A 21,483-nucleotide genomic window follows, 5' to 3' on the forward strand; every position below is an offset into this window, starting at 1 on the left:
TCCAGATTTGTCAGCCATAGGTGAGCAGGATCGCCAGCGCGTCCGGCTCGTCATTGATAAGCTGCGGCAGCAGCTTCGGGGCCTGCGAGAACGGAATGCGGTGGGTGATCAACGGATCGAAGCGGGCGTCGGAGAGCAGCGAGAGCGCCTTGGCAAGCCGGCGCGCATGCGGCCAGCGCGGCCGTCGCTCCGGTGAGACCGCACCGACCTGCGAGCCGATCAGGCGTAGGCGCCGGCTGTGAAAGCTGCCGCCCAATGCCACGGCCGTAGCCGCTTTGCCATACCAGCTCAGCTCGACGACCTTCGCCTCGAAGCCGCCCGCACCCAGCGCGGTTTGCAGGCCCTCGGCGCTGGCGCTGGTGTGGAAGACGATGTCGGCCTCGCTGTCGATCTCGGCCGGCAACGCAAATTTCGCACCGAACGCCGTTGCGAACCTCGCCCGCTCGGGTCGCACATCGACCAAGGTCACGTCGGCGCCGGGCAAGCCGGCCGCCAGTGCCGTCAACATCAGCCCGACCACGCCGCCGCCTACGATGGCGACCCGGTCGCCGGGGCCCGCACCGGCATCCCACATCGCGTTCAGTGCCGTTTCCATATTGGCGGCCAGCGCGGCGCGTTCGGCCGGAATGTCGTCGAGCACCATGACAGCGGCGGATGCGGGGATTTGGTAAACGTCCTGATGCGGAAAGAGCGAAAAAACCGTGCGCCCGATAAGTGCGGGCGGCCCTGACTCGACGAGGCCGACGCTTTGATAGCCGTATTGCACGGGGAAGGGGAACTCGCCCTGCTGGAAGGGGGCGCGCATGTTCTGCAATTCGCTCGTCGGCACATTGCCGTGGAGAACGAGGCGCTCGCTGCCGCGGCTGACGCAGGAGGCCAGCGCCCGCACGGTCAGCGTGTCGGCCTCGGGCTCCGAAAGAACGTCCGCCCGAATTTCGTACCGCCCCGGTGCGATGCACCAGAGCGATTGTGATGTGCGGACAGGCGCGGGCATCGGGTCCTCGACTTCCCCTGTCGATCGGACATTCCCGCTGCAAGGAGCAGATGACGAGCTGCTCTCAACAACATGATCCGCCTCGACACATGGTCTCGTATAAACGATGTCGGGGTCCCCGCAAATTTCACATTGTTCCCCGCAGAGTCGATCGGCATGAGCCAGAGTGAAGAGTTTGCGGCAGGCCGGTCGGCGGCAGAGGCGGACGCGGCCAGGCTCACTCCCACCGGCACGCAATCAGCGCGGCGGCTGTTTCAAAGGCGCGCCTTCATGGCAACCCTTAACGTGGTGACCTTTGCCGGTCTGGTTCTGGCCTTTTCCCATGTGCTGGCGGCCGGCGGATGGACGCTGCTGGATACGCTGCTGCTCGCGGCGTTCTGCATCTCGACGCCGTGGACGATCCTTGGTTTCTGGAATGCGCTGATCGGGCTCTGGCTGCTGCACGGCCCGGTCGACCCGCGCAAAGCGGTCTTCCCCTATGCCGGCCGGGCGGCTGAGGATGCGCCGATCACGGCGCGCGTCGCCGTACTGATGACGGTGCGCAACGAGGATGCGGCCCGCGCCATCGGCCGGTTCCGTTTGATGCAGGACGATCTCGAACGCAGCGGCGCAGGCGCGCATTTCACCTATTTCGTTCTCTCCGACACGACGCGCCCCGATATCGCCGCTGCGGAAGAAGCGCTGTTCGATGCCTGGCGGTCCCAGGCGGATGGGAGCGTTAGGCTCCATTATCGCCGCCGCACCGAAGCCACGGGATACAAGGCCGGCAATGTCCGCGACTTTCTCGATCGCTGGGGGGACGATTACGATCTGATGGTGGGCTTGGATGCCGACAGCTTTGTCGGGGCGTCGAGCCTATTGCGCATGGTGCGTATCGTGCAGGCCAACCCGATGCTCGGCATATTGCAGAGCCTGGTGGTCGGCATGCCGTCGCGCTCGGCCTTCGCGCGCATCTTCCAGTTCGGCATGCGTCACGGCATGCGCTCCTACACCATGGGCGCAGCGTGGTGGGCGGGCGATTGCGGGCCTTACTGGGGCCATAACGCCGTCATCCGCGTCGCCCCTTTCAAGGCACATTGCCGCCTGCCGGTACTTGCCGGCGATGGCGCGCTTTCCGGCCATATCCTTTCGCATGATCAGATCGAGGCGGTGCTGATGCGTCGCGGCGGCTACGAGGTGCGGGTATTGCCGGAGGAGAGCGAAAGCTTCGAGGAAAACCCGCCGCATCTGACGGAGTTCACCCGGCGGGACCTGCGCTGGTGCCAGGGAAATATGCAGTATTGGCGCCTGTTCGCCATGCCCGGCCTGAAGCCGATGAGCCGCTTTCAGATCGCCTGGGCCATCCTGATGTATCTCGGCGCTTTCGCATGGGTCGCGTTCATGCTTCTCGCAGCCCTGAAGATGTTCGATACGGAATCGTTCGACCAGCCGTTTCCGGCCGCGCTGGGCCTCGGCCTTTTCCTGACCACCTTCACGATGAGTCTGACGCCGAAGCTCGCGGGCCTTCTCGACGTGCTGCTGCGCCGCGACGAAAGGCGGCGTTACGGGGGCGGCGGCAAGCTGCTGTGCGGGGCCTTGCTGGAATTTCTGTTCGGCGTCCTCCTCGGGCCGGTTGTCGCGTTCCGGGTCGCGATATTCATGGTCGGCCTCACCTGCGGCAAGACCGTCACCTGGGAGGCACAGGCCCGCGACGCCGAACGCCTGTCGTGGCGGACGGCGATAGCCGGCCTCTGGCCGCAATTTCTGTTCGGGCTGCTGCTGGCGGCAACATTGTGGGCCTTTGCCCCGGGTGCCCTCATATGGGCTGCGCCCGTGCTCATCGGCCTTTTGTCCGCAGTGCCGTTTGCCGTGCTGACAGCCGAGCCGGCGGCTGGTCGTTGGCTCGCCCGAAACGGCCTTTGTGCGATCCCCGAAGAGGCTGCGTCCGATCGGGCAAGCTAAGAACGTCCGCTCCGCCTCGATATCGGCCGCGCGGCATCAACAGGACACCGGCTCCGATGGCAACGGGATCGGGGAGATGCCGGGGCAAGGGCGTTAAGTCTCGCAGTTGATTGTCGAGCAACCAACCGCCAGAGTGGGGCGTTGTCTAGCGATGGGCAACATGGCACATCGCTCCAGCTTGGAAGGTATCGTCGATGAAAGTCTTGTCGGTACTAAGAGTCGGGCTCCTCGCATTGGCAGCGCTCATCGGCGCCGTCTCGATGGCGAGCGCCGCTGACGGCTCAATCAGCATCCGTATCGTGAAGGCCGGGTTCGTCGTCGGCGGGTCAGCCGGAGACGGCGTGCTGACGTTTCAGGGCCGCAAATATCCGCTCTCGGTTGGAGGGCTGAGCTACGGATTCACCTTCGGCGCTTCCGAGACCCGATTTCATGGAAAGGTCAGAAATATCCGGCGTGCGTCTGACATTTCCGGGGTCTATGCCCAGGGCGGTGCTGGCGCCGCCCTCGGAAAGGGCGCGCAAGTCGTCGTCCTGACCAACCAGAACGGCGCCGTTCTGGAGCTGAGCGGCGAGCAAAAGGGCGTCATCGTCAGCCTTGATTTGAGCGGCCTGGCCTTGTCGCTGAAGTAGGTCCGCCTCGGCGAACCGGCCGCGCAAGGTGCGCGGCCGGTGGAAGATGACCGGTCAGGAGCGGCGCAACTGCGCCGGCGCCATATATTCAACCGTGACGCAATCGCGTAGCCAGGCGATGCGAGGCTTGCTGCTGCGGCGACGGTGCGAGCGACGGCGTTGTCTGCCTTACGGCCTCCTGCGAATAGGTGGGGGTGACGCGCCATTTCCGCGAGTACCGGGGCAAGCTGAACACGTCAACATCCTGATTTGACGACACTATCAGCCATACCGACGTTCGCACTGGGCAGCACGGCACGCAGCCGGCCCAGGCACCCGCCAAGCGTCAAACCGTCGATTTTGCTGTATCTGCTGGACCGTATCGGACCCCGTCGGACGGGGTGATGGTGCCGCGGAAGGGATTCGAACCCCCGACCCACGCATTACGAATGCGTTGCTCTACCAGCTGAGCTACCGCGGCACAGGATACGCGTCGACGGCGCCTCTGATAGCCGCGACGCCGCGGTTTTTCAAGCTGCCGCGGGCGATGAATGCAATCCGCCCGCGTTGGCCCTGCCGACGGTCCCAGCCAAGTCCGGCCGAGAGAGGTCGCCCCATCTCGCCGCCCATCTCGCCGGCGCCGGTCGCCGAGGCCTCAGCCCCACGGACCGCGCCGGCCACCGCTCCGGCCCCACGCCGTGGAGGAGGGTCGCGCCGGCCCTGCCGCTTCCCGCCGGCCCCAGCCCGCACCGCCAGCCGTGCCGCTGTCTCGGCCGAGGCCCATTTCCTGCGCCAGCGCCTGCAGCGCGGCGATGCGGTTCTCGGTCGCCGGATGGGTGGAGAACAGATTGTCCATCCGCTCGCCCGAAAGCGGATTGATGATGAACATATGCGCGGTGGCCGGATTGTGTTCGGCCGGCATGTTCGGCACCTGGTGGGCGGCATTGGCGATCTTGGACAGCGCCGAGGCCAGCCACAGCGGCTGGCCGCAGATCAGCGCCCCCTCGCGGTCCGCCACATATTCGCGCGAGCGCGACACCGCCATCTGCACCACCATCGCCGCCATGGGGGCGAGGATCATCATGGCGATGGTGCCGATGACGCCGAACGGGCTGTTGTTGTTCTCCCGGCTGTTGCCGAAGAACATCGCGAAATTCGCCAGCATGGAGATGGCACCGGCGAGCGTCGCCGTGATGGTCATGGTCAGCGTGTCGTAATGCTTGATATGCGCGAGCTCATGCGCCATCACCCCGGCCACCTCCTCGCGCGACAGCGCGTTCAGGAGGCCGGTGGTCGCCGCCACCGCGGCGTTGTTCGGGTTGCGGCCGGTGGCGAAGGCGTTGGGCTGCGGGTTGTCGATGATGTAGACGCGCGGCATCGGCAGGCCGGCGCGGGCCGCGAGCTGCTCCACCATGCCGACGAACTCCGGCGCGCTCGAGCGGTCGACCTCGCGGGCGCCGTACATCGACAGCACCATCCGGTCGGAATTCCAGTAGCTGAAGACGTTCATGCCGGCGGCGACGACCAGCGCGATCATCATGCCGCCCGAGCCGCCGATCATGTAGCCAATGCCCATGAACAGCGCGGTCATCCCCGCCAGCAGGATCGCCGTGCGAAAATAGTTCATCGATTTCCTCTTCCCGCGCCGTCCGGCGGCGCTCCGTGATGGAAATAGGATGGGAAGCCGCGCCGGTTGCCGCAAGGGAGCCCTGGGTGCCGACATGCCGGGCTGGCAAGAGGCGCAATGGGCAAGAGGCGGGGCACGCTACATCGGCAATCGGCAGGCCGCGCAGGTGGAATTCCCCGGCAATCGCCCCGGCTTGACGCGGACCCGCGCGCGGTGCTTCCAATACGCCATGGACCAGAATCCCGAAACTCCCGAGGCCGCCGCCGTGCCGCCGCGCGTTCTGTCCCCGGCGGCCCGCCGGGCGCTGGAGGAGGCCGCCGCCCGCCGCGCCGCGCAGGGCGAGCCGGCGCCGTTGCCCAAGGAGATCGACGGGCGCGGCGGACCCGAGCCGGTCCGCTACGGCGACTGGGAAGTGAAGGGCATCGCCTCGGATTTCTGAGCGTGACGCGCCGGCGCGGACCCGGTGGCGAGCCGACGCACCTTTTGCCGGGGCTGGTTCGCGAGCCCATCGGCCTCGCGCCTAATCCTCCGGGCCGCCCGGCTTGTCCCGGCGCATCGCCTTGACGCCAGAGCGGCGCGCCTTGCCTTCGAGCCGGCGGATCTTCGAGCCGAGCGTCGGCCGGGTTGGCCGGCGGGTGATCGGCGCCACCGCCGCCTCACGGATCATCTCCACCAGCCGGGCGAGGGCGTCCTCGCGATTGCGCTCCTGGGTGCGGAAGCGCTGGGCGGAAATGACGATCACCCCGTCATTGGTCAGCCGCTTGCCGGCGAGGCGCTCCAGCCGCTCCTTCACCGCCTCCGGCAGGTTCGGCGAGCCGCGCACGTCGAAGCGCAGCTGCACCGCGCTCGACACCTTGTTGACGTTCTGCCCGCCGGGCCCGGAGGCGCGCACGAACACCTCGACGATCTCCTCATCGGCGAGGCTGATGCGATTGGTGACGGGGATCATCGCGCCGGTCCGGGCTGGAACATCTTCAGGCCGGAGGAAATATCCCGTCGCTTCGGAAAAAGCGACCAGGCAACCAGGCAGCGCAGCCACCGCCGGCAGCGGCGCCTCAGCGCCCGCCCGGAGGGGCGCCGATCTCGTCGAGCCGCCGGCGGACGTCGTCGAGCTGGCCGAGCGTGGCGCTCACCCGCTCGCCGAGCGTCTCGGCAATGCGCACCGCCGCCTCGGGATAGCTTTCCACCGTGCGCATGAAGATCACGCGCGGAATGCGCAGCACCGCTGAAGGCGCCAGCGCGGTGGCGGTGGCCGGGCGCTTGGTGTCGGTGATCAGCGCGATCTCGCCGAGCAGCGTGCCGGGCCCGACCTCCTCATTATGGCCGGGCTTGGCGCTGCGGGCGGGGTTCTCGTGGCACACGCGCAGCTTCCCGCTCACCACCACATAGGCGGCATCGGCGAACTGGCCCTCGCGGAACAGCACCTCGCCCTCGTTGAGGCTGCGCGTGTCGGCGCTGATGGCGATCACGCGCAGTCCCTCGCGGCCGAGCAGCTGCAGCAGCGGCACGCCTTCGAGCAGCGCGATGTCGTCCTCGATGGCCATTAGGCGGCCCACCTCCAGCGCACAGGCGCGAATCACCCGCGCGAATCAGATTCACCCGAGAGTGAATCATCTGCCGCGCCGTCAGGGTACCAGTTTGTAGCCACCGGCCTCGGTGGCGAGCAGATTGGGGTGCGAGGGATCCTTCTCGATCTTCTGGCGCAGCCGGTAGATATGGGTTTCCAGCGTGTGGGTGGTGACGCCGGAATTGTAGCCCCACACTTCCTGCAGCAGAATCTCGCGCGCCACCGGCTTCTTCCCGGCGCGGTAGAGATAGCGCAGGATCGCCGTCTCCTTCTCGGTGAGGCGGATCTTGGAGTTGCGCTCGGTCACCAGCATCTTGGCGCCGGGGCGGAACGTGTACGGCCCGATGGTGAACACCGCGTCCTCGCTCGCCTCATGCGAACGCATCTGGGCGCGGATGCGGGCGAGCAGCACCGCGAAGCGGAACGGCTTCGCCACATAGTCATTGGCGCCGGCTTCCAGCCCCATGATGGTGTCGCTGTCGGTATCATGCCCGGTGAGCATGATCACCGGCGCCTTGAAGCCCTTCTGGCGCATGGCCCGCACCGCCTCGCGGCCATCGGCGTCCGGCAGGCCGACATCCATCAGCACCAGGTCGACGCGGCCGGTGTCCACCACGTCCTGCGCCGCACGGGCGCTGTCGGCGGCGACGACCTCGAACTCATCGTAGAGGGCGAGCTGCTCCACCAGCGCTTCGCGCAGTTCCTTGTCGTCATCGACCACCAGAACCCTTTGAGCATTCGCCATCTGTCAGCTTCCGATCGCTTGAGTTGCCCTGTCCGCGTCGTCGTTCGGTACGCAGGCGTGATATCAGCTTCGTTGTCGACCACGCTCCCCGACTAGGCAGGCTCGGCACCTTCGGCAAGAGTGGCAGCGTCGCCAAGGGCGATACGGCCGGGATCGTGACGTGATCGTGAACGGAAATCGCGTGAAGAAGAAGAGGTTTCAGCAAGAAAAGCCGGGGACGATCACCCGGCTGCGCGTGCTGGCGCGCCCCGGATGCCGCACGCGCGGCGTCGTCCTGGCCCCCGGATTCGCCGCCCCGGTCGCGCTGGGCCGTACCGGAATACGGCACGACAAGCGGGAAGGCGACGGCGCGACGCCGGCCGGCACCTGGCATCCGCTGGCCCTGCGCTGGCGCGCCGACCAGGGGCGCCGGCCCGCCACCCATCTCCCCCTCCACCGCACCCGGCCGGACGAATTATGGTGCGACGCCCCCTCGCACGGCCGCTACAACCGGCCGGTGCGCGCACCGTTCCGGGCCTCGCATGAGGAGATGTGGCGGAGAGACCACCTCTACGACCTGGTGGTGGTGCTCGATCACAATCAGCGGCCGCGCCGCGCCCGGCGCGGGTCGGCGGTGTTTATGCATCTGGCGCGCGAGGGCTTCGAACCCACCGCCGGCTGCATCGCCTTCCGCCGCGCCGACCTGATGCGGCTGCTGGCGCGGATCGGCCGGCGCACCGCGATCGTCGTCGGCTAGCGCATTTCCGGTGAACACCGGTTCGCCGGAAATGCTCTAGCCTATTGTTCTGACGCGTTTTCTTCCCGCGAAGTGAAATCCACTTCGCTCGAAAACGCTCTAGCGCGCGCCGAAAATGGCGCTGCCGACCCGAACATATGTCGCCCCCAGCGCCACCGCGGTCTCGTAGTCGCCGCTCATGCCCATGGAGAGCGTCGACAGCCCGTTGCGCCTGGCGATGGTGGCCAGCAGCGCGAAATGCGGCGCCGCCGGCTCGCCGGCCGGCGGGATGCACATCAGCCCCTGCACCGCCAGGCCGTAGTCGGCCTGGCAGGCCTTGAGGAAGGCATCCGCCTCCAGCGGCGCCACCCCGGCCTTCTGCGGTTCCTCGCCGGTATTGATCTGCACCAGCAGCCGCGGCGCCGGCCGGTCGCTCTTCGGGATTTCCTTGGCCAGCTCCTTCGCCAGCGAAGGCCGGTCGAGCGTATGGATCACGTCGAACAGCGCCAGCGCCTCACGCACCTTGTTGCTCTGCAGCGGCCCGATCAGGTGCAGCTCGACATCGGGATAATCCGCCTTTAGCTCCGGCCATTTCGCCTTGGCCTCCTGCACCCGGTTCTCGCCGAAGCGGCGCTGGCCCGCCTCCAGCGCCGGGCGGATATCGCCGGCGTCGAAGGTCTTGGATACCGCCACCAGCCTCGCCGCCTCATCCGGCCGGCCGGCATCGCGGCAGGCGCGGGCGATGGAGGCGCGAACCTCCGCAAGACGGAGGGCGACGGGCGCAGCGGCGGTCATGGCGAATTCCCTTCGGGCGGGGGGCGGAACAGACGCCTCATATGCCAAGCAATGGCGCGATTTGACAGTCCGGGCGCGCGATTTCGCCCTCGCATCCTTGCCGGGTGGCGGCACAAGGGGTAGCGTCGCCGCACCACAGGCCAGAGCACGCACGACTTGTCGGTGACGAATGATCGGAGCGGCCACGACGCCCGCTCTCCCGGCGCTTCCAGGTTTCGCTCCCCCGGTGCGGCCCGCCCGCGAACGCGGACCGTCAGCCTGAGGGTGCGCCTTGCCGCCTTCGTGGTCTGCGTCATGGCGCTGGTGATCGGCGAGCGCACCCTCAGCATCTTCAGCCTGCATGCCGACACGCTGGCGCAGGCGCGCGGCCGGGTGATGGATCTGGTACAGCAGGGGGTCAGTCGGTACAGCCAGGAAATCGCCGCCGCCAGCGCCGTGCTGTCGACGCTGGCAGCCGCCGATACATCCCCGGGAAATCCGACCCCGGAGCAATGCGAACGCCTGCATTCCGTGCTCGACGTGGCGGCGGGCATCGAGACCCTCACCCTCGTCGACACCGATGGAGGGGTGGTGTGCACTACGGCGCCTGGGGCGGTCGGCCTCGATCTGAGCGGCCGCGAATATTTCCGCATCGCCATGCGCGGCGTCGCCAATCTGAGCTCCGTGCGGCAGAGCTATGTCACCCAGACCCCGGCCATCTACATGGCGGCGCCGGCGCTGGAGGACGATGGCGAGGTCCGGTCGGTGGTGATCGCCCGGGTCGGCATCACCGAGCTGTTCCCCGAATCGTTCTCCAGCGATCTCGATCTGCGCTCGCAGGTGCTGCTGATCGATCCGTCCGGGGTCGTCATCCGGGCCGCCCCCGACAACGGCGCCATGATGGGCCGGAACCTCAACAACACTCCCGTCGTCAGCCAGACCCTGTCGCAGACCCGCGGCACCATCATCGCCGAGGGGGTGGATTCGGTCCTGCGGCTTTACGGCTACAGCCGCCTGCCGATGAGCAACATGCACCTCATCGTCGGCCTCGACATGGCGGCGGTGACGCGGGAGGTCGAGCGGGCGACTTGGCGCGCGGCGATGACGCTGCTGGTCGCCACCGTCATCATGCTCATCGGGCTGTGGCTGGTCGGCGAGACGCTGATCGTCGCGCCGGTGCTGGCGCTGTCGCGACGTCTCGCCCGCTTCGGCGAGGGCAAGCGCGAAGGCGACGACGGCAGGGTGGTGATCACCGAGCTGGCGCCGCTTGCCTCCGCCTTCGAGGCGATGGCGGAGGAGCTGACCCGCCGCGAGGACGCGCTGCGCAGCGCCAACCGGCGGCTGAGCTCGCTGGCCAGCCTCGATCCGCTCACCGGCATCGCCAACCGGCGCAGCTTCGACGCCGTCTTCGCGGTTCAATGGAGCACGGCGCGGAACCTCGCCTTGCTGATGATCGATATCGACGATTTCAAACCCTACAATGATCATTACGGCCATGTGGAAGGCGACCGCTGCCTCAACCGCATCGCCCAGGCGCTCGCCGCCACGGCGCGCGGCACCGATGTCGTCGCCCGCATCGGCGGCGAGGAATTCGCCATATTGATGCCCGACGCAAACCTGGCGGCGGCGCTCGAGCTGGCGGAAAGGCTACGCGCCGCCATCGGCGAGCTCGGCATCGAGCATGCCCCGGCGGTCGACGGCATCGTCACCATCAGCATTGGCTGCGCCGCCTGCGCGCCGGTGCCGGGGTTGCACGGCCGCGACCTGATGATGGCCGCCGACCGGGCGCTCTATGCTGCCAAGCAGGCCGGCCGCAACCGGGTCTGCGCCGCCGAGGCCGTGCAGCCGGGCGGCGGACGCACCGGCACCGTGTCCGCCACGGCGCGGCGCGATCCCGCCGGAGGTTGACCGGAGCGCCGACTTCGTGCCCTAGTCCGGCGCCGCCGGTCCGCGCGCGTGATTTCTCGGTGCGCGTCTACTGGCCAGACATCCCCGCCCGCCTCCCCTGACTGCGACGACAAGACCGGCTCCATGACACCGCCTTCGACCACCACTGAGCGCTACAATGCCCGCGAGGCGGAACCCCGCTGGCAGAAGATCTGGGACGAACGCGGCATCTACCGCACGGTGAACGCCGACCCGCGCCCGAAATATTACGTGCTGGAGATGTTCCCCTATCCGTCGGGGCGCATCCATATCGGCCACGGGCGTAATTACGTCATGGGCGACGTGGTGGCGCGCTTCAAGCGCATGAAGGGTTTCAACGTCCTGCACCCGATGGGCTGGGACGCCTTCGGCCTGCCGGCCGAGAACGCCGCCATCGAGCGCAACACCCACCCCGGCAAGTGGACCTACGAGAACATCGCCACCATGCGCGAGCAGCTCAAGCTGCTCGGCCTGTCGCTGGACTGGTCGCGCGAGATCGCCACCTGCGATCCATCCTATTATGGCGAGCAGCAGCGCATCTTCCTCGAGTTCCTCAAGGGCGGCTTCGTCTATCGCCGCGAGAGCGAGGTCAACTGGGACCCGGTCGACAATACCGTGCTCGCCAACGAGCAGGTCATCGACGGTCGCGGCTGGCGCTCCGGCGCTCTGGTCGAGCGGCGCAAGCTCGCCCAGTGGTTCTTCCGCATTTCCGACGCCTCCGAGGAACTGCTCGCCGGCCTCGACACGCTGGAGCGCTGGCCGGACAAGGTGCGGCTGATGCAGCGCAACTGGATCGGCCGCTCGGAAGGGCTGCACATCCGCTTCGCGCTGGAGAACGCCGAAGATCTCCAGCTCTCGGACCTGCCGCAGGAGATCAAGGTCTACACCACGCGGCCCGACACCCTGTTCGGCGCCTCCTTCCTGGCGCTGTCCCCCGGCCATCCGCTCACCGAGGCGCTGGCGGCGAAGAACCCGGCGCTGCAGGCCTTCGTCGAGGAATGCCGGCGCGGCGGCACCTCCACCGCCGAGATCGAGACGCAGGAGAAGATGGGCTTCGACACCGGGCTCACCGTGCGCCACCCGCTGGGCGGCAAGCCGGTGCCGGTCTATGTCGCCAATTTCGTGCTGATGGATTACGGCACCGGCGCCATTTTCGGCTGCCCGGCGCATGACCAGCGCGACCACGACTTCGCGACGAAATACGGCCTGCCGATCGTCCCGGTGGTGCTGGCGCCGGATGTCGATCCCGCCGCCTTCTCGGTCGCCGACGCTCCCTATGATGGCGACGGCACGCTGTTCAACTCCGGCTTCCTCAACGGCCTCAACGTGCCGGCGGCCAAGGAAGCGGTGGCCCTGCGCCTCGAGAACGATATTCGCGGCAACGCCCCGGTCGGCGAGCGGGCGGTGAACTACCGGCTGCGTGACTGGGGCATCTCGCGCCAGCGCTACTGGGGCTGCCCGATCCCGATCATCCATTGCGAGGCCTGCGGCCCGGTGCCGGTGCCGGAGGACCAGCTTCCCGTGCGCCTGCCGGAGGACGTCACCTTCGACCAGCCGGGCAACCCGCTCGATCGTCACCCGAGCTGGAAGCACGTGGCCTGCCCGAGCTGCGGCGCCGCGGCCCGGCGCGAGACCGATACCATGGACACCTTCGTGGATTCGTCCTGGTACTTCGCCCGCTTCGCCTCCGAGCCCGACACCGAACCGCTGCAGAAGGACGCCGCCGACGCCTGGCTGGCCGTCGATCAGTATATTGGCGGCATCGAGCACGCGATCCTGCACCTGCTCTATTCGCGCTTCTTCACCCGCACGCTGCACAAGACCGGCCGCGTCTCGGTGAAGGAGCCGTTCGCCGGCCTGTTCACGCAGGGCATGATCGTCCACGAGACCTACAAGGACGCCGCCGGCAAGTGGCTGTTCCCCGAGGAGGTCGAGAAGCGCCCGGACGGCACCGCGGTGCGCATTGGTACCGACGAGCCGGTGACCGTCGGCCCGCCGGAGAAGATGTCGAAGTCGAAGCGCAACGTCGTGCCGCCGGAAGTGGTGGCTGACACCTATGGCGTCGACTGCGCCCGCTGGTTCATGCTCTCCGACACCCCGCCGGAGCGCGACAGCGAATGGACCAGCGCCGGCATCGAGGGTGCCTGGCGCTTCGTGCAGCGCATCTGGCGTCTCGTCGGCGACACGGCGGCGCTGGCACCGACCGAGGTGCCGCCTCCCGATAATTTCGGCGCCGAGGCGACGGCGCTCCGCCGCGCCGCGCACCGGCTTGCCGCCCAGGTGGCCGATGATGTCGAGCGCCTGCGCTTCAACGTCGCCGTTGCCCGCGTGCACGGCTTCGCCAACGAGTTCGGCGACGCGCTGACGCGGGCGCGCAAGGCGGATGCCGCGGCGCCGGATCTTGCCTTCGCCCTGCGCGAGGCGGCATCGATCCTGGTCGCGGTGGTCGCGCCGATGGTGCCGCATCTCGCCGAGGAATGCTGGACGGTGCTGGGCCGCGATGGCCTCGCCGCCACCGCCTCCTGGCCGGAGAGCGACCCCGCCTTGCTGGTGGACGACACCGTGACGCTGCCGATCCAGATCAACGGCAAGCGCCGCGGCGAGATCACCGTGCCGAAGGAAGCGAGCCCCGCCGAGGTCGAGCAGGCGGTGCTGGCGCTCGATCTCATCGCGCAGGCCCTCGACGGGCGCGCCCCGAAGCGTATCATCGTGGTTCCGCAGAGGATCGTGAATGTCGTCGCCTGACCTCCCGCGCACCGCGCCCACTCGCCGCCGTCTCGTCGCCCTAGCCGCGGTCGTGCTGCTGTCCGGTCTCACCGCCGGCTGCTTCCGGCCGATGTATGCCAACAGCAGCAATGAGGCCGGGACTGGACTGAGCGACCAGCTCGGCGATGTGGAGGTGGTGTTCGCCCCCGGCCGCGTCGGCAACGAGGTGCGCAACGACCTCATCTTCGCCCTCACCGGCGGGGCCGGCAATCCGGCCGGCGCGCCCTATCGGCTGGTGCTGAACGTCACCGACAACACCACCTCCGCCATTATCGATCCGGTCTCCGGCCTGCCCGAGGTCGAGTTGATCACCGTCGATTCCAAGTGGCAGCTCTTCGAGGCCGGCAACGACAAGAAGCCGGTGATGGCCTCCAATGCCTATGGCAAGGCCTCCATCGACAGCGGCTACCAGCGCTTCGCCCGCGCCCGCGCCATCCGCGACGCGCAGAACCGCGCCTCCACCGTGGTGGCCGAGACCATTCGCAGCCAGCTGGCGGTGTATTTCTCCAACAAGACCGCCGCGGCGAGCGTCAGCCCGAACGCCGCGTCGACCGTCGTCACCGATCCCTCGACGCCCATCATCGGCACGCCGACCTCCGCCCGGCCGCGGAGCTGAGCCGCCCATGGTCGCGGTCCGGCCCGGCGATGTCGAGGCCACGCTTTCGCGCGTCGACCCGCTGCGGCCGGTGCTGCTGCTGTTCGGGCCGGATAGCGGGCTGGTGCGCGAGCGCGCCCGCGTCTTTCTCGCCAAGGCCGCCAATGGCTCGACCGACCCCTTCGGCATCGTTCGACTCGACGGCGACGAGATTGCCGGCGATCCCGGCCGTCTGGTCGACGAGGCGGGCACCGTGGCGCTGTTCGGCGGCCGGCGGGTCGTCTCGGTGCGGGCCGGTGCCAAGAACATCGTCCCCGCCGTCGACGCGCTGCTGGCCATGCCCAGCCTCGAAGCCGTGGTGGTGATCGAGGCCGGCGACCTGAAGAAGAACGCCCCGCTTCGGGCCAGTTGCGAATCCTCGGCGCGGGCGCTGGCCATTGCCTGCTATGCCGACAGTGAGCGCGATCTCGCCCGCCTGATCGATACCATGGCGGCCGGCGCCGGGCTCGCCATCGACCGCGACGCCCGCGAGGAGCTGGTCGGCCTGCTGGGCGGCGATCGCCTCGCCTCGCGCGGTGAGATCGAGAAGCTGCTGCTCTATGCCGCCGGCGAGCCGCGCGTCACCGCCACCCATGTGCGCGATATCGTCGGCGATGCCTCGGCCCTCGCCCTCGACGAGGTGGTGGATTACGCGCTGGCCGGCCTGTCGGCGGAAGCCATCGAGGCATACCGCAAGGCGCTCGGCGAGGGCATGCGCGGCGACGTCATCCTCGGTTCAGTGGCCCGCGCGGCGCAGGGCCTGCACCTGATGCGGCTGGGCATCGAAGCCGGCGGCAGCGTCGAACGGGCGATCGAAGGCGCGCGACCGGCCATCCATTTCCGCCGCAAGCCGCTGGTGGAGAAGGCGCTGCGTGGCTGGACCGCCGCCCGGCTCGAAAAGGCGCTGCTGGCGGTTGATGATTCGCTGCTTGCCGCCCGCCGCAATGCCGCCTTGGGTCCGGTCCTGGCCGAGCGCGCCCTGCTTCAGCTCGCCGCCGCCGCCCGGCGCGGCTGAACAGAATTTGTTCCGCCCTCGAATCGAACGCCGGCCCGGCGTGCCCACACAATGATCGAGATCGGCAATATGGCGGGTCCGGCTTCATCCTGCCGCCGCGTCCTCGCGCCGGCCGGGCGATGCCGGATGGAGCCAGCCCGTCGGCCTCAGCTCGCCGACAGGCGCCGGCACAGTTCGTCGAGCTGCTCCAGCGTGGCATAGCGGATGCGGATCTCGCCGGCCTGGCCTTCATGGCGCAGGCTGACGGCAAGGCCGAGCACGTCGGACAGCTGCTTTTCCAGTGCCTTTGTGTCGGCATCGACCTCGCGCGGCATGCGCGGCTTCTTCGCCGGCTTGCCCTCGGCACGGGCCTTCGCCTCGTTGAGCTCCTGCGCCAGCGCCTCGACGGCGCGCACATTCAGCCCCTGCTCCACAATGGCCCGGGCAATGGTTTCGGGATCATCCTGCGTCAGCAGCGCCCGGGCATGGCCGGCGGAAAGCCGGCCATCGGCGAGATAGGTCTTCACGCTGTCCGGCAGCTTCAGCAGCCGCATGGTATTGGCGACATGCGAGCGGCTCTTGCCGATCACCCGCGCCAGATCGTTCTGCGAATAGCTGAACTGATCGGCCAGCTGCTGGTAGCCTGCCGCCTCCTCCAGCGGGTTGAGATCGGCGCGCTGGACGTTCTCGACAATGGCGATCTCCAGCGCCTCGCGGTCGGAGACCTCGACGACGACGATCGGCACCTCGTGGATGCCGGCCCGCTGCGCGGCCCGCCAGCGCCGTTCGCCGGCGACGATCTCATAGGCGTCGCGCTGGCCGGCGACCTGCCGCACCACGATCGGCTGGATGATGCCGCGCTCGCGGATCGAATTGGCAAGATCCTCGAGATCGGCCTCGACGAAGGTCCGGCGCGGATTCTGCGGGTTCGGCCGCAGGAAGGCCAGCGGCACCCGCCGTGCACCGCCCGCCGCAGCCGGACGCTCCTGCGCCGGGCTGTCGTCGCCCATGTCGCCGATCAGCGCCGCCAGGCCGCGCCCCAGCCGCGAACGGCCGCCATCTTCCGCCATCGCCATGGAACGTCCTCTCAGACTGTCGCCGCGGCGCGCAGATTGCGCTCGCGCTGGATTATTTCGGATGCGAGACGAAGATAGGCCTGCGACCCGACGCATTTGAGATCGTACAGCAGCACCGGCTTGCCGTAGGACGGCGCCTCCGACACCCGCACATTGCGCGGGATGATGGTCTCATAGACCTTCTCGCCCATGAACTGCCGCACATCCTCCACCACCTGGTTGGAGAGATTGTTGCGGGCGTCGAACATGGTGAGCACCACGCCATGGATCGACAGGCCGGGATTGAGCGTCTGCCGCACCTGTTCCACCGTCTTCAGCAGCTGCGACAGCCCCTCGAGCGCGAAGAACTCGCATTGCAGCGGCACCAGAATGGCGTTGGCCGCCGCCATGGCGTTGACGGTGATCAGGTTCAGCGAGGGCGGGCAGTCGATCAGCACATAGGTGAAGTCGAATGACTCGTTACGGTAGTGAGACGAGTCCATGTTCAACCGTCGCACCGCGTCACGCAGGCGATAGGCCCGGTCGCGGGCGGTGGCGAGTTCCAGCTCCAAGCCGGAAAGATCCATGGTGGAAGGTGCGATGTGCAGCCGGGGTACCGCCGTCGGTAGGGCGGCCTGCCGCAACGAGGCCTCGCCGCACATCACGTCATAGGTGGAGATTCGCCGGTCGCGCCGCTCGATGCCGAGCCCGGTGGAGGCATTGCCTTGCGGATCGAGGTCGATGATCAGCACCGTCTCGCCGATCGCGGCCAGCGCGGTGCCGAGATTGATCGCGGTGGTGGTCTTGCCGACACCACCCTTTTGGTTGGCCAGCGCCAGCACCCGCGGCACCGCCACCGGCGCTCGCGGCGCCAGCGATACCGCTTCGCCGGATTCCTCGTGCCGGATGTCGCTCATGGTCCGTTCCCGCTTTCCGTGAACCGGCTTGGCGGTTCAGTCCTTCGCCGGCGTCAGCGGCTCCGCTCGATTTACCATCAGGATGCGCCCGCCTGGATCGGTCAGGCTCTCCGTGATCCTGGCGTCGATTCTCCAAGATTTAGATGACTCGGTCAATTCGTTATCAACATCTTGTCCCTTCAAAAAAAGGCCGCGCGCGCCTTGTTCGAGAAAGGGGAAACTCAGCTCCAGCAGCTTCGGCAGCGGTGCCAGCGCCCGCGCCGAGACGATTTCCACTCCGGCGGCGATCTTCGGTGCCACCTGCTCGATCCGCATCGGCAAGACAGTGGCGGGCAGCTCGGCGATCCGCGCCGCCTCGCGCAGAAAAGCCGCCTTGCGGCTGTCGCTCTCCACCAGCGTCACGTCGGCGTCAGCGCGCTCCGCCAGCGCGGCGGCGACCACCAGCCCGGGAAAGCCGCCGCCGGAGCCGAGATCGACCCAGCGGGTCACCTCCCCGGCCAGCGGCACAAGCTGCAGCGAATCGGCGATGTGGCGGGTCCACAGCTTCGGCAACGTGCCCGGCGCCACCAGATTGATGGTGCGCTGCCACTTCTCCAGCAGCGCGACGATCGCGACCAATCGGTCCTCTGTTTCACGTGAAACAGGGGTCAGCGCGAGCGCGCGGCGGCGGTCATCCGAATCGGCAGTGATCATGCCGGCAGCATACCCCGCCGCGGCGAGCGGGTAAAAACCGCGATCGGAAATCCCGCGCCGCGCTAACCCCGCCGGCGGCTCAACGCGCCTTGCGCGCATGCGCCGCCAGCAGCGCCAGCGCCGCGGGCGTCATGCCGTCGATGCGTCCCGCCTGGCCAACGGTACGGGGCCGAATCGATTCCAGCTTGGCCTTGATCTCGTTGGAGATGCCGGCGAGACCGCGATAGTCCAGTTCGGGCAGCTCGGCGGTTTCCTCGCGGCGGAACGAAGCGATGTCCACCTCCTGACGGTGCAGGTAGACGGCGTATTTGGCATCGATCTCCACCTGCTCACCGATACGCGCTTCCTCGGCCGACGCCTCCGGCCAGATGCGGCAGATGTCGGCCCAGCCGACATGCGGATAGGACAGTAGGTCGAAGGCGGTCCGCCTCTGGCCGTCGCGGTTCAGCGTCAGGCCGTGGCGATCGCCTTCGGCCGGCGTGAGCGACACCGAGCGGCTCCAGTCCCGCACCCGCTGCAGCGCCTCCTGCTTGCCGGCGAACAGCCGCTCGCGCCGGGAGCCGACCAGTCCCAGTTCAACCCCGCGCGCGGTCAGCCGCTGGTCGGCATTGTCAGCCCTGAGCGACAGCCGGTATTCGGCGCGCGAGGTGAACATGCGATAGGGCTCGCTCACCCCGCGGGTGACGAGGTCGTCGAGCATCACCCCGATATAGGCGGCGCTGCGGTCGAAGGTGGCGCCTTCCATGCCGGCCGCCCGCCGCGCCGCATTGATCCCGGCGACCAGGCCTTGCGCCGCCGCCTCCTCATAGCCGGTGGTGCCGTTGATCTGTCCGGCAAGGAACAGCCCGGGCGCCTTCTTGGCTTCCAGCGTCGCCGCCAGCTCGCGCGGATCGACATGATCATATTCGATGGCGTAGCCCGGCCGCAGCATCGCCACCTTTTCCAGTCCGGGAATGGTGGCCAGCAGTGCCTTCTGCACCTCCTCCGGCAGCGAGGTGGAGATGCCGTTCGGGTACACCGTCGGATCGTCGAGCCCCTCCGGTTCCAGGAAGATCTGGTGCCCCTCCCGCTCGCCGAAGCGGACGATCTTGTCCTCGATCGAAGGGCAGTAGCGCGGACCGATGCTCTTGATGTTGCCGGAATACATCGCCGAGCGCGCGATGTTGGCGCGGATCACCTCGTGGGTCGCCGGAGTGGTGCGGGTGATGCCGCATTCGACCTGCGGATTGGTGATGCGCTCTGTGAGCGCCGAGAACGGCTCCGGCGGCTCGTCGCCCGGCTGCATCTCCAGCGATGCCCAGTCGATGGTCCGGCCGTCGAGCCGCGGCGGCGTGCCGGTCTTCAGCCGGCCGAGGGTGAGGCCGAGCCGCGCCAGCGTATTGGAGAGGCCCAGTGCCGGCGCTTCGCCCATGCGCCCGGCCGGCGTCTGGCGGTCGCCAATATGGATGAGGCCGTTCAGGAACGTGCCGGTGGTCAGCACCACCGCGCCGGCGCTCAGGCGGCGGCCGTCGCGCAGCATCGCGCCGACCACGCGACCCTCGGCGATGAGCAGGTCATGCGCCTCGCTTTCGATGACGGTCAGGTCTGGCTGCGCTTCGATCGCCTCCTGCATCGCCTTTGCATAAAGCCTGCGATCGGCCTGGGCCCGCGGCCCGCGCACCGCCGGCCCCTTGCGGCGGTTGAGCAGCCGGAACTGGATGCCGCCCTGGTCGGCGACACGGCCCATCAGTCCGTCCAGCGCGTCGATCTCCCGCACGAGGTGGCCCTTGCCGAGCCCGCCGATCGCCGGGTTGCAGGACATGGCGCCGATGGTGTCGCGCCGATGGGTGATCAGCGCCGTACGGGCGCCAAATCGCGCGGCCGCCGCAGCCGCCTCGGTCCCGGCATGGCCGCCGCCGATCACCAGCACGTCGAAACGCGTGTCGCTCATTCCGTTCGGTCCTTCAGGGATGTTGCCGGAGTTGAAGCGCCAATTCACCGGCAACGTCAAGCGAAGCGACCGCACGCGACGTGCCGGAGTGAAGGCTCCAGCTCCGGTTAGGCCTCCGTTTACCTGATTCACGTGAAACAGCACGGCGGCGAATCGAGGCCGTAGACGCCGGGGTTTCACGTGAATCCACCCCGTTATCGAGTGGGTGCGCCGATCACTTGCCGATGCAGAATTCGCGGAACACCACGTCGAGCAGGTCCTCGACATCGATGGCGCCGGTCACCCGGCCGAGCGCGCGTGCCGCGAGGCGCAGCTCCTCGGCGATCAATTCGTCGCTCAGCGTCTCCCAGCCGGCGAGCCCCTGGCGCAGATGTCCCGCCGCCTCGGCGACCGCGCCGCGCTGGCGCTCGCGGATCAGCGCCGGATGCTCGGCACCGCCGGCCCGCGCAGTGACGAAATCGGCGAGCGCCGCGGTCAGCCCGTCCAGCCCGTCGCCGGTGCGGGCGGAAACCGTGAAGGTGCGTGCGGCAGCCGGCATTGTCACTGATACACCGGCGAGGTCGCTCTTGTTGACGACCAGCCACAGCCCGGCCTCGGGTGGCGGCATCACCTCGATAGCCGGCGTTTCGCTCCCCGTGCCGTCATGCACCCACAGCACCAGGTCGGCCGTCTCGATGCGCGCCCGCGCCCGGCGGATGCCCTCGGCCTCCACCGCGCCGGCGGCGTCGCGCAGCCCGGCGGTATCGATGAGGATCGCCTTGTGGCCGTCGAGGTCGAGCCCCACTTCCAGCACGTCGCGGGTGGTGCCCGGCTCGTCCGAGACGATGGCGACGTCGCGTGCCGCCAGAGCGTTCATCAGCAACGACTTGCCGGCGTTCGGCCGCCCGACGATGGCGATCGTCGCCCCGTCCCGCACCATGGCGCCGCGCCGGTCGGCAAGCGCGGCGTCGAGTTCGGCCAGCAGCGTTTCCAGTCCCGGCCGGGCAAGGGCGCGGGCTTCCGCCGGCACATCGTCTTCCTCGGCGAAGTCGATACCGGCCTCGATCAGCGCCATGCCGCGCACCAGCGCCGCTCGCCACCCCTCCACCCGGTCGGCGAGATGGCCGAACGCATGGGCGAGCGCCTGCCGCCGTTGCTGCGCGGTCTCGGCGGCGATCAGGTCGGCCAGCCCTTCCGCCTCGGCAAGGCTCATGCGACCATTGAGAAAGGCCCGGCGGGAGAACTCGCCGCGCTCGGCCGGCCGCACGCCCGGCAGCGCGAACAGCGCCGCCAGCACCGCCGCGACGACGGCCCGGCCGCCATGCAGCTGGAACTCCGCCATGTCCTCGCCGGTGGCACTGGCCGGGCCGGGAAACCACAGTACCAACGCCGAATCCAGCCCCTCGCCGCTACGCGGGTCCACGAGCCGCGCCAGGCTGGCGCGGCGCGGCGGCGGCAGGCGTCCGGCGAGCGCCCTCACCGCCCCGCCGGCCTGGGGGCCGGAAACCCGGATCACCGCCACCGCCGCGGCACCCGCACCGCTCGATACTGCGGCAATTGTGCTTTCTTCCTGTCCGCTCACCAGCTACGCCCTAAATTGAAGATTCGCATTCGCGCC

The 21,483-nt window shown here is 68.4% G+C and carries 19 protein-coding genes and 1 tRNA gene; 8 read left to right on the forward strand and 12 right to left on the reverse strand.

The features are described 5' to 3' along the window. Positions 1–10 precede the first annotated feature (10 nt). Positions 11–994 carry a zinc-binding alcohol dehydrogenase gene (locus J2X65_RS09500; RefSeq protein WP_310200592.1) on the reverse strand — a complete coding sequence of 328 codons (984 nt, stop codon included), beginning with the start codon at positions 992–994 and terminating at the stop codon, positions 11–13. A gap of 156 nt (positions 995–1,150) precedes the next feature. On the opposite strand from J2X65_RS09500, the gene mdoH reads away from it, so the two are divergent. Then, complete coding sequence (gene mdoH, locus J2X65_RS09505; RefSeq protein WP_310200594.1) at positions 1,151–2,935, forward strand: glucans biosynthesis glucosyltransferase MdoH; 1,785 nt, start codon at positions 1,151–1,153, stop codon at positions 2,933–2,935. Positions 2,936–3,129: 194 nt separating this feature from the next. Further along, complete coding sequence (locus tag J2X65_RS09510; protein WP_310200596.1) at positions 3,130–3,564, forward strand: hypothetical protein; 435 nt, start codon at positions 3,130–3,132, stop codon at positions 3,562–3,564. A gap of 384 nt (positions 3,565–3,948) precedes the next feature. On the opposite strand, the gene J2X65_RS09515 is transcribed toward J2X65_RS09510, so the two are convergent. Together J2X65_RS09515 and htpX are read right to left on the reverse strand one after the other, a co-directional pair. After that, positions 3,949–4,024 (reverse strand) — tRNA-Thr (locus tag J2X65_RS09515). A 174-nt stretch (positions 4,025–4,198) separates the two neighbouring features. Further along, complete coding sequence (gene htpX, locus J2X65_RS09520) at positions 4,199–5,170, reverse strand: zinc metalloprotease HtpX (RefSeq protein WP_310200598.1); 972 nt, start codon at positions 5,168–5,170, stop codon at positions 4,199–4,201. A gap of 229 nt (positions 5,171–5,399) precedes the next feature. On the opposite strand from htpX, the gene J2X65_RS09525 reads away from it, so the two are divergent. After that, the gene (locus tag J2X65_RS09525; RefSeq protein ID WP_310200737.1) at positions 5,400–5,609 is read left to right on the forward strand and encodes a DUF1674 domain-containing protein; all 210 of its coding nucleotides are present in this window, start codon (positions 5,400–5,402) and stop codon (positions 5,607–5,609) included. Between the two features lie 81 nt (positions 5,610–5,690). On the opposite strand, the gene arfB is transcribed toward J2X65_RS09525, so the two are convergent. From arfB to J2X65_RS09540, 3 genes are all read right to left on the reverse strand, one after another. After that, complete coding sequence (arfB, locus tag J2X65_RS09530) at positions 5,691–6,119, reverse strand: alternative ribosome rescue aminoacyl-tRNA hydrolase ArfB (protein WP_310200600.1); 429 nt, start codon at positions 6,117–6,119, stop codon at positions 5,691–5,693. Positions 6,120–6,225: 106 nt separating this feature from the next. Further along, entirely contained in the window at positions 6,226–6,714 is a 489-nt protein-coding gene (locus J2X65_RS09535; protein WP_310200602.1) for a cyclic nucleotide-binding domain-containing protein, read from the reverse strand. A gap of 81 nt (positions 6,715–6,795) precedes the next feature. Then, on the reverse strand, positions 6,796–7,482 hold the full coding sequence (locus J2X65_RS09540) for a response regulator transcription factor (RefSeq protein WP_213361781.1): 687 nt from the start codon (positions 7,480–7,482) through the stop codon (positions 6,796–6,798). A gap of 181 nt (positions 7,483–7,663) precedes the next feature. Between J2X65_RS09540 and J2X65_RS09545 the strand changes: the two genes are divergently transcribed. Next, positions 7,664–8,218, forward strand: coding sequence for a L,D-transpeptidase family protein (locus J2X65_RS09545; protein WP_310200607.1), 555 nt, complete (start codon positions 7,664–7,666; stop codon positions 8,216–8,218). 99 nt (positions 8,219–8,317) lie between these two features. Here J2X65_RS09545 and J2X65_RS09550 read toward each other — a convergent pair whose 3' ends face one another. Further along, positions 8,318–8,992 (reverse strand): YggS family pyridoxal phosphate-dependent enzyme, encoded by a 675-nt coding sequence (locus J2X65_RS09550; protein WP_310200609.1) that lies wholly within the window; start codon positions 8,990–8,992, stop codon positions 8,318–8,320. 264 nt (positions 8,993–9,256) lie between these two features. On the opposite strand from J2X65_RS09550, the gene J2X65_RS09555 reads away from it, so the two are divergent. The 4 genes from J2X65_RS09555 (at position 9,257) to holA (ending at position 15,312) form a co-directional block, all read left to right on the forward strand. Next, positions 9,257–10,879: a diguanylate cyclase gene (locus tag J2X65_RS09555; protein ID WP_310200611.1), complete on the forward strand. Its 1,623-nt coding sequence runs from the start codon at positions 9,257–9,259 to the stop codon at positions 10,877–10,879. Positions 10,880–11,002: 123 nt separating this feature from the next. Continuing rightward, positions 11,003–13,642: a leucine--tRNA ligase gene (leuS, locus tag J2X65_RS09560; protein ID WP_310200613.1), complete on the forward strand. Its 2,640-nt coding sequence runs from the start codon at positions 11,003–11,005 to the stop codon at positions 13,640–13,642. Further along, positions 13,629–14,279: a hypothetical protein gene (locus J2X65_RS09565; RefSeq protein ID WP_213361801.1), complete on the forward strand. Its 651-nt coding sequence runs from the start codon at positions 13,629–13,631 to the stop codon at positions 14,277–14,279. Before leuS ends, J2X65_RS09565 begins: the two co-directional genes overlap by 14 nt. Before the next feature lie 7 nt (positions 14,280–14,286). Then, positions 14,287–15,312, forward strand: coding sequence for a DNA polymerase III subunit delta (gene holA / locus J2X65_RS09570; RefSeq protein WP_310200615.1), 1,026 nt, complete (start codon positions 14,287–14,289; stop codon positions 15,310–15,312). A 146-nt stretch (positions 15,313–15,458) separates the two neighbouring features. On the opposite strand, the gene J2X65_RS09575 is transcribed toward holA, so the two are convergent. From J2X65_RS09575 to mnmE, 5 genes are all read right to left on the reverse strand, one after another. Further along, entirely contained in the window at positions 15,459–16,367 is a 909-nt protein-coding gene (locus J2X65_RS09575) for a ParB/RepB/Spo0J family partition protein (RefSeq protein ID WP_310200617.1), read from the reverse strand. A gap of 11 nt (positions 16,368–16,378) precedes the next feature. Further along, the gene (locus J2X65_RS09580; RefSeq protein WP_310200619.1) at positions 16,379–17,263 is read right to left on the reverse strand and encodes a ParA family protein; all 885 of its coding nucleotides are present in this window, start codon (positions 17,261–17,263) and stop codon (positions 16,379–16,381) included. Between the two features lie 36 nt (positions 17,264–17,299). Continuing rightward, a complete protein-coding gene (rsmG, locus tag J2X65_RS09585) occupies positions 17,300–17,956 on the reverse strand; it encodes a 16S rRNA (guanine(527)-N(7))-methyltransferase RsmG (RefSeq protein ID WP_310200621.1) in 657 nt (218 codons plus the stop codon). Positions 17,957–18,035: 79 nt separating this feature from the next. After that, complete coding sequence (mnmG, locus tag J2X65_RS09590) at positions 18,036–19,886, reverse strand: tRNA uridine-5-carboxymethylaminomethyl(34) synthesis enzyme MnmG (RefSeq protein ID WP_310200623.1); 1,851 nt, start codon at positions 19,884–19,886, stop codon at positions 18,036–18,038. Positions 19,887–20,100: 214 nt separating this feature from the next. Beyond that, complete coding sequence (mnmE, locus tag J2X65_RS09595) at positions 20,101–21,447, reverse strand: tRNA uridine-5-carboxymethylaminomethyl(34) synthesis GTPase MnmE (protein WP_310200625.1); 1,347 nt, start codon at positions 21,445–21,447, stop codon at positions 20,101–20,103. Positions 21,448–21,483: the final 36 nt, after the last annotated feature.

This window comes from Ancylobacter sp. 3268, assembly GCF_031456575.1.
Lineage (GTDB): Bacteria > Pseudomonadota > Alphaproteobacteria > Rhizobiales > Xanthobacteraceae > Ancylobacter.

Excerpts from the sequence above, each read along its gene's own strand:
- J2X65_RS09580 (WP_310200619.1), bottom strand. The coding sequence starts at position 17,263 with ATGAGCGACATCCGGCACGAGGAATCCGGCGAAGCGGTATCGCTGGCG.
- J2X65_RS09565 (WP_213361801.1), top strand. The coding sequence starts at position 13,629 with ATGTCGTCGCCTGACCTCCCGCGCACCGCGCCCACTCGCCGCCGTCTC.
- J2X65_RS09575 (WP_310200617.1), bottom strand. The coding sequence starts at position 16,367 with ATGGCGATGGCGGAAGATGGCGGCCGTTCGCGGCTGGGGCGCGGCCTG.
- htpX (WP_310200598.1), bottom strand. The coding sequence starts at position 5,170 with ATGAACTATTTTCGCACGGCGATCCTGCTGGCGGGGATGACCGCGCTG.
- J2X65_RS09535 (WP_310200602.1), bottom strand. The coding sequence starts at position 6,714 with ATGGCCATCGAGGACGACATCGCGCTGCTCGAAGGCGTGCCGCTGCTG.
- leuS (WP_310200613.1), top strand. The coding sequence starts at position 11,003 with ATGACACCGCCTTCGACCACCACTGAGCGCTACAATGCCCGCGAGGCG.
- J2X65_RS09540 (WP_213361781.1), bottom strand. The coding sequence starts at position 7,482 with ATGGCGAATGCTCAAAGGGTTCTGGTGGTCGATGACGACAAGGAACTG.
- rsmG (WP_310200621.1), bottom strand. The coding sequence starts at position 17,956 with ATGATCACTGCCGATTCGGATGACCGCCGCCGCGCGCTCGCGCTGACC.
- arfB (WP_310200600.1), bottom strand. The coding sequence starts at position 6,119 with ATGATCCCCGTCACCAATCGCATCAGCCTCGCCGATGAGGAGATCGTC.
- mdoH (WP_310200594.1), top strand. The coding sequence starts at position 1,151 with ATGAGCCAGAGTGAAGAGTTTGCGGCAGGCCGGTCGGCGGCAGAGGCG.
- mnmG (WP_310200623.1), bottom strand. The coding sequence starts at position 19,886 with ATGAGCGACACGCGTTTCGACGTGCTGGTGATCGGCGGCGGCCATGCC.
- holA (WP_310200615.1), top strand. The coding sequence starts at position 14,287 with ATGGTCGCGGTCCGGCCCGGCGATGTCGAGGCCACGCTTTCGCGCGTC.
- J2X65_RS09510 (WP_310200596.1), top strand. The coding sequence starts at position 3,130 with ATGAAAGTCTTGTCGGTACTAAGAGTCGGGCTCCTCGCATTGGCAGCG.
- J2X65_RS09550 (WP_310200609.1), bottom strand. The coding sequence starts at position 8,992 with ATGACCGCCGCTGCGCCCGTCGCCCTCCGTCTTGCGGAGGTTCGCGCC.
- J2X65_RS09500 (WP_310200592.1), bottom strand. The coding sequence starts at position 994 with ATGCCCGCGCCTGTCCGCACATCACAATCGCTCTGGTGCATCGCACCG.
- J2X65_RS09525 (WP_310200737.1), top strand. The coding sequence starts at position 5,400 with ATGGACCAGAATCCCGAAACTCCCGAGGCCGCCGCCGTGCCGCCGCGC.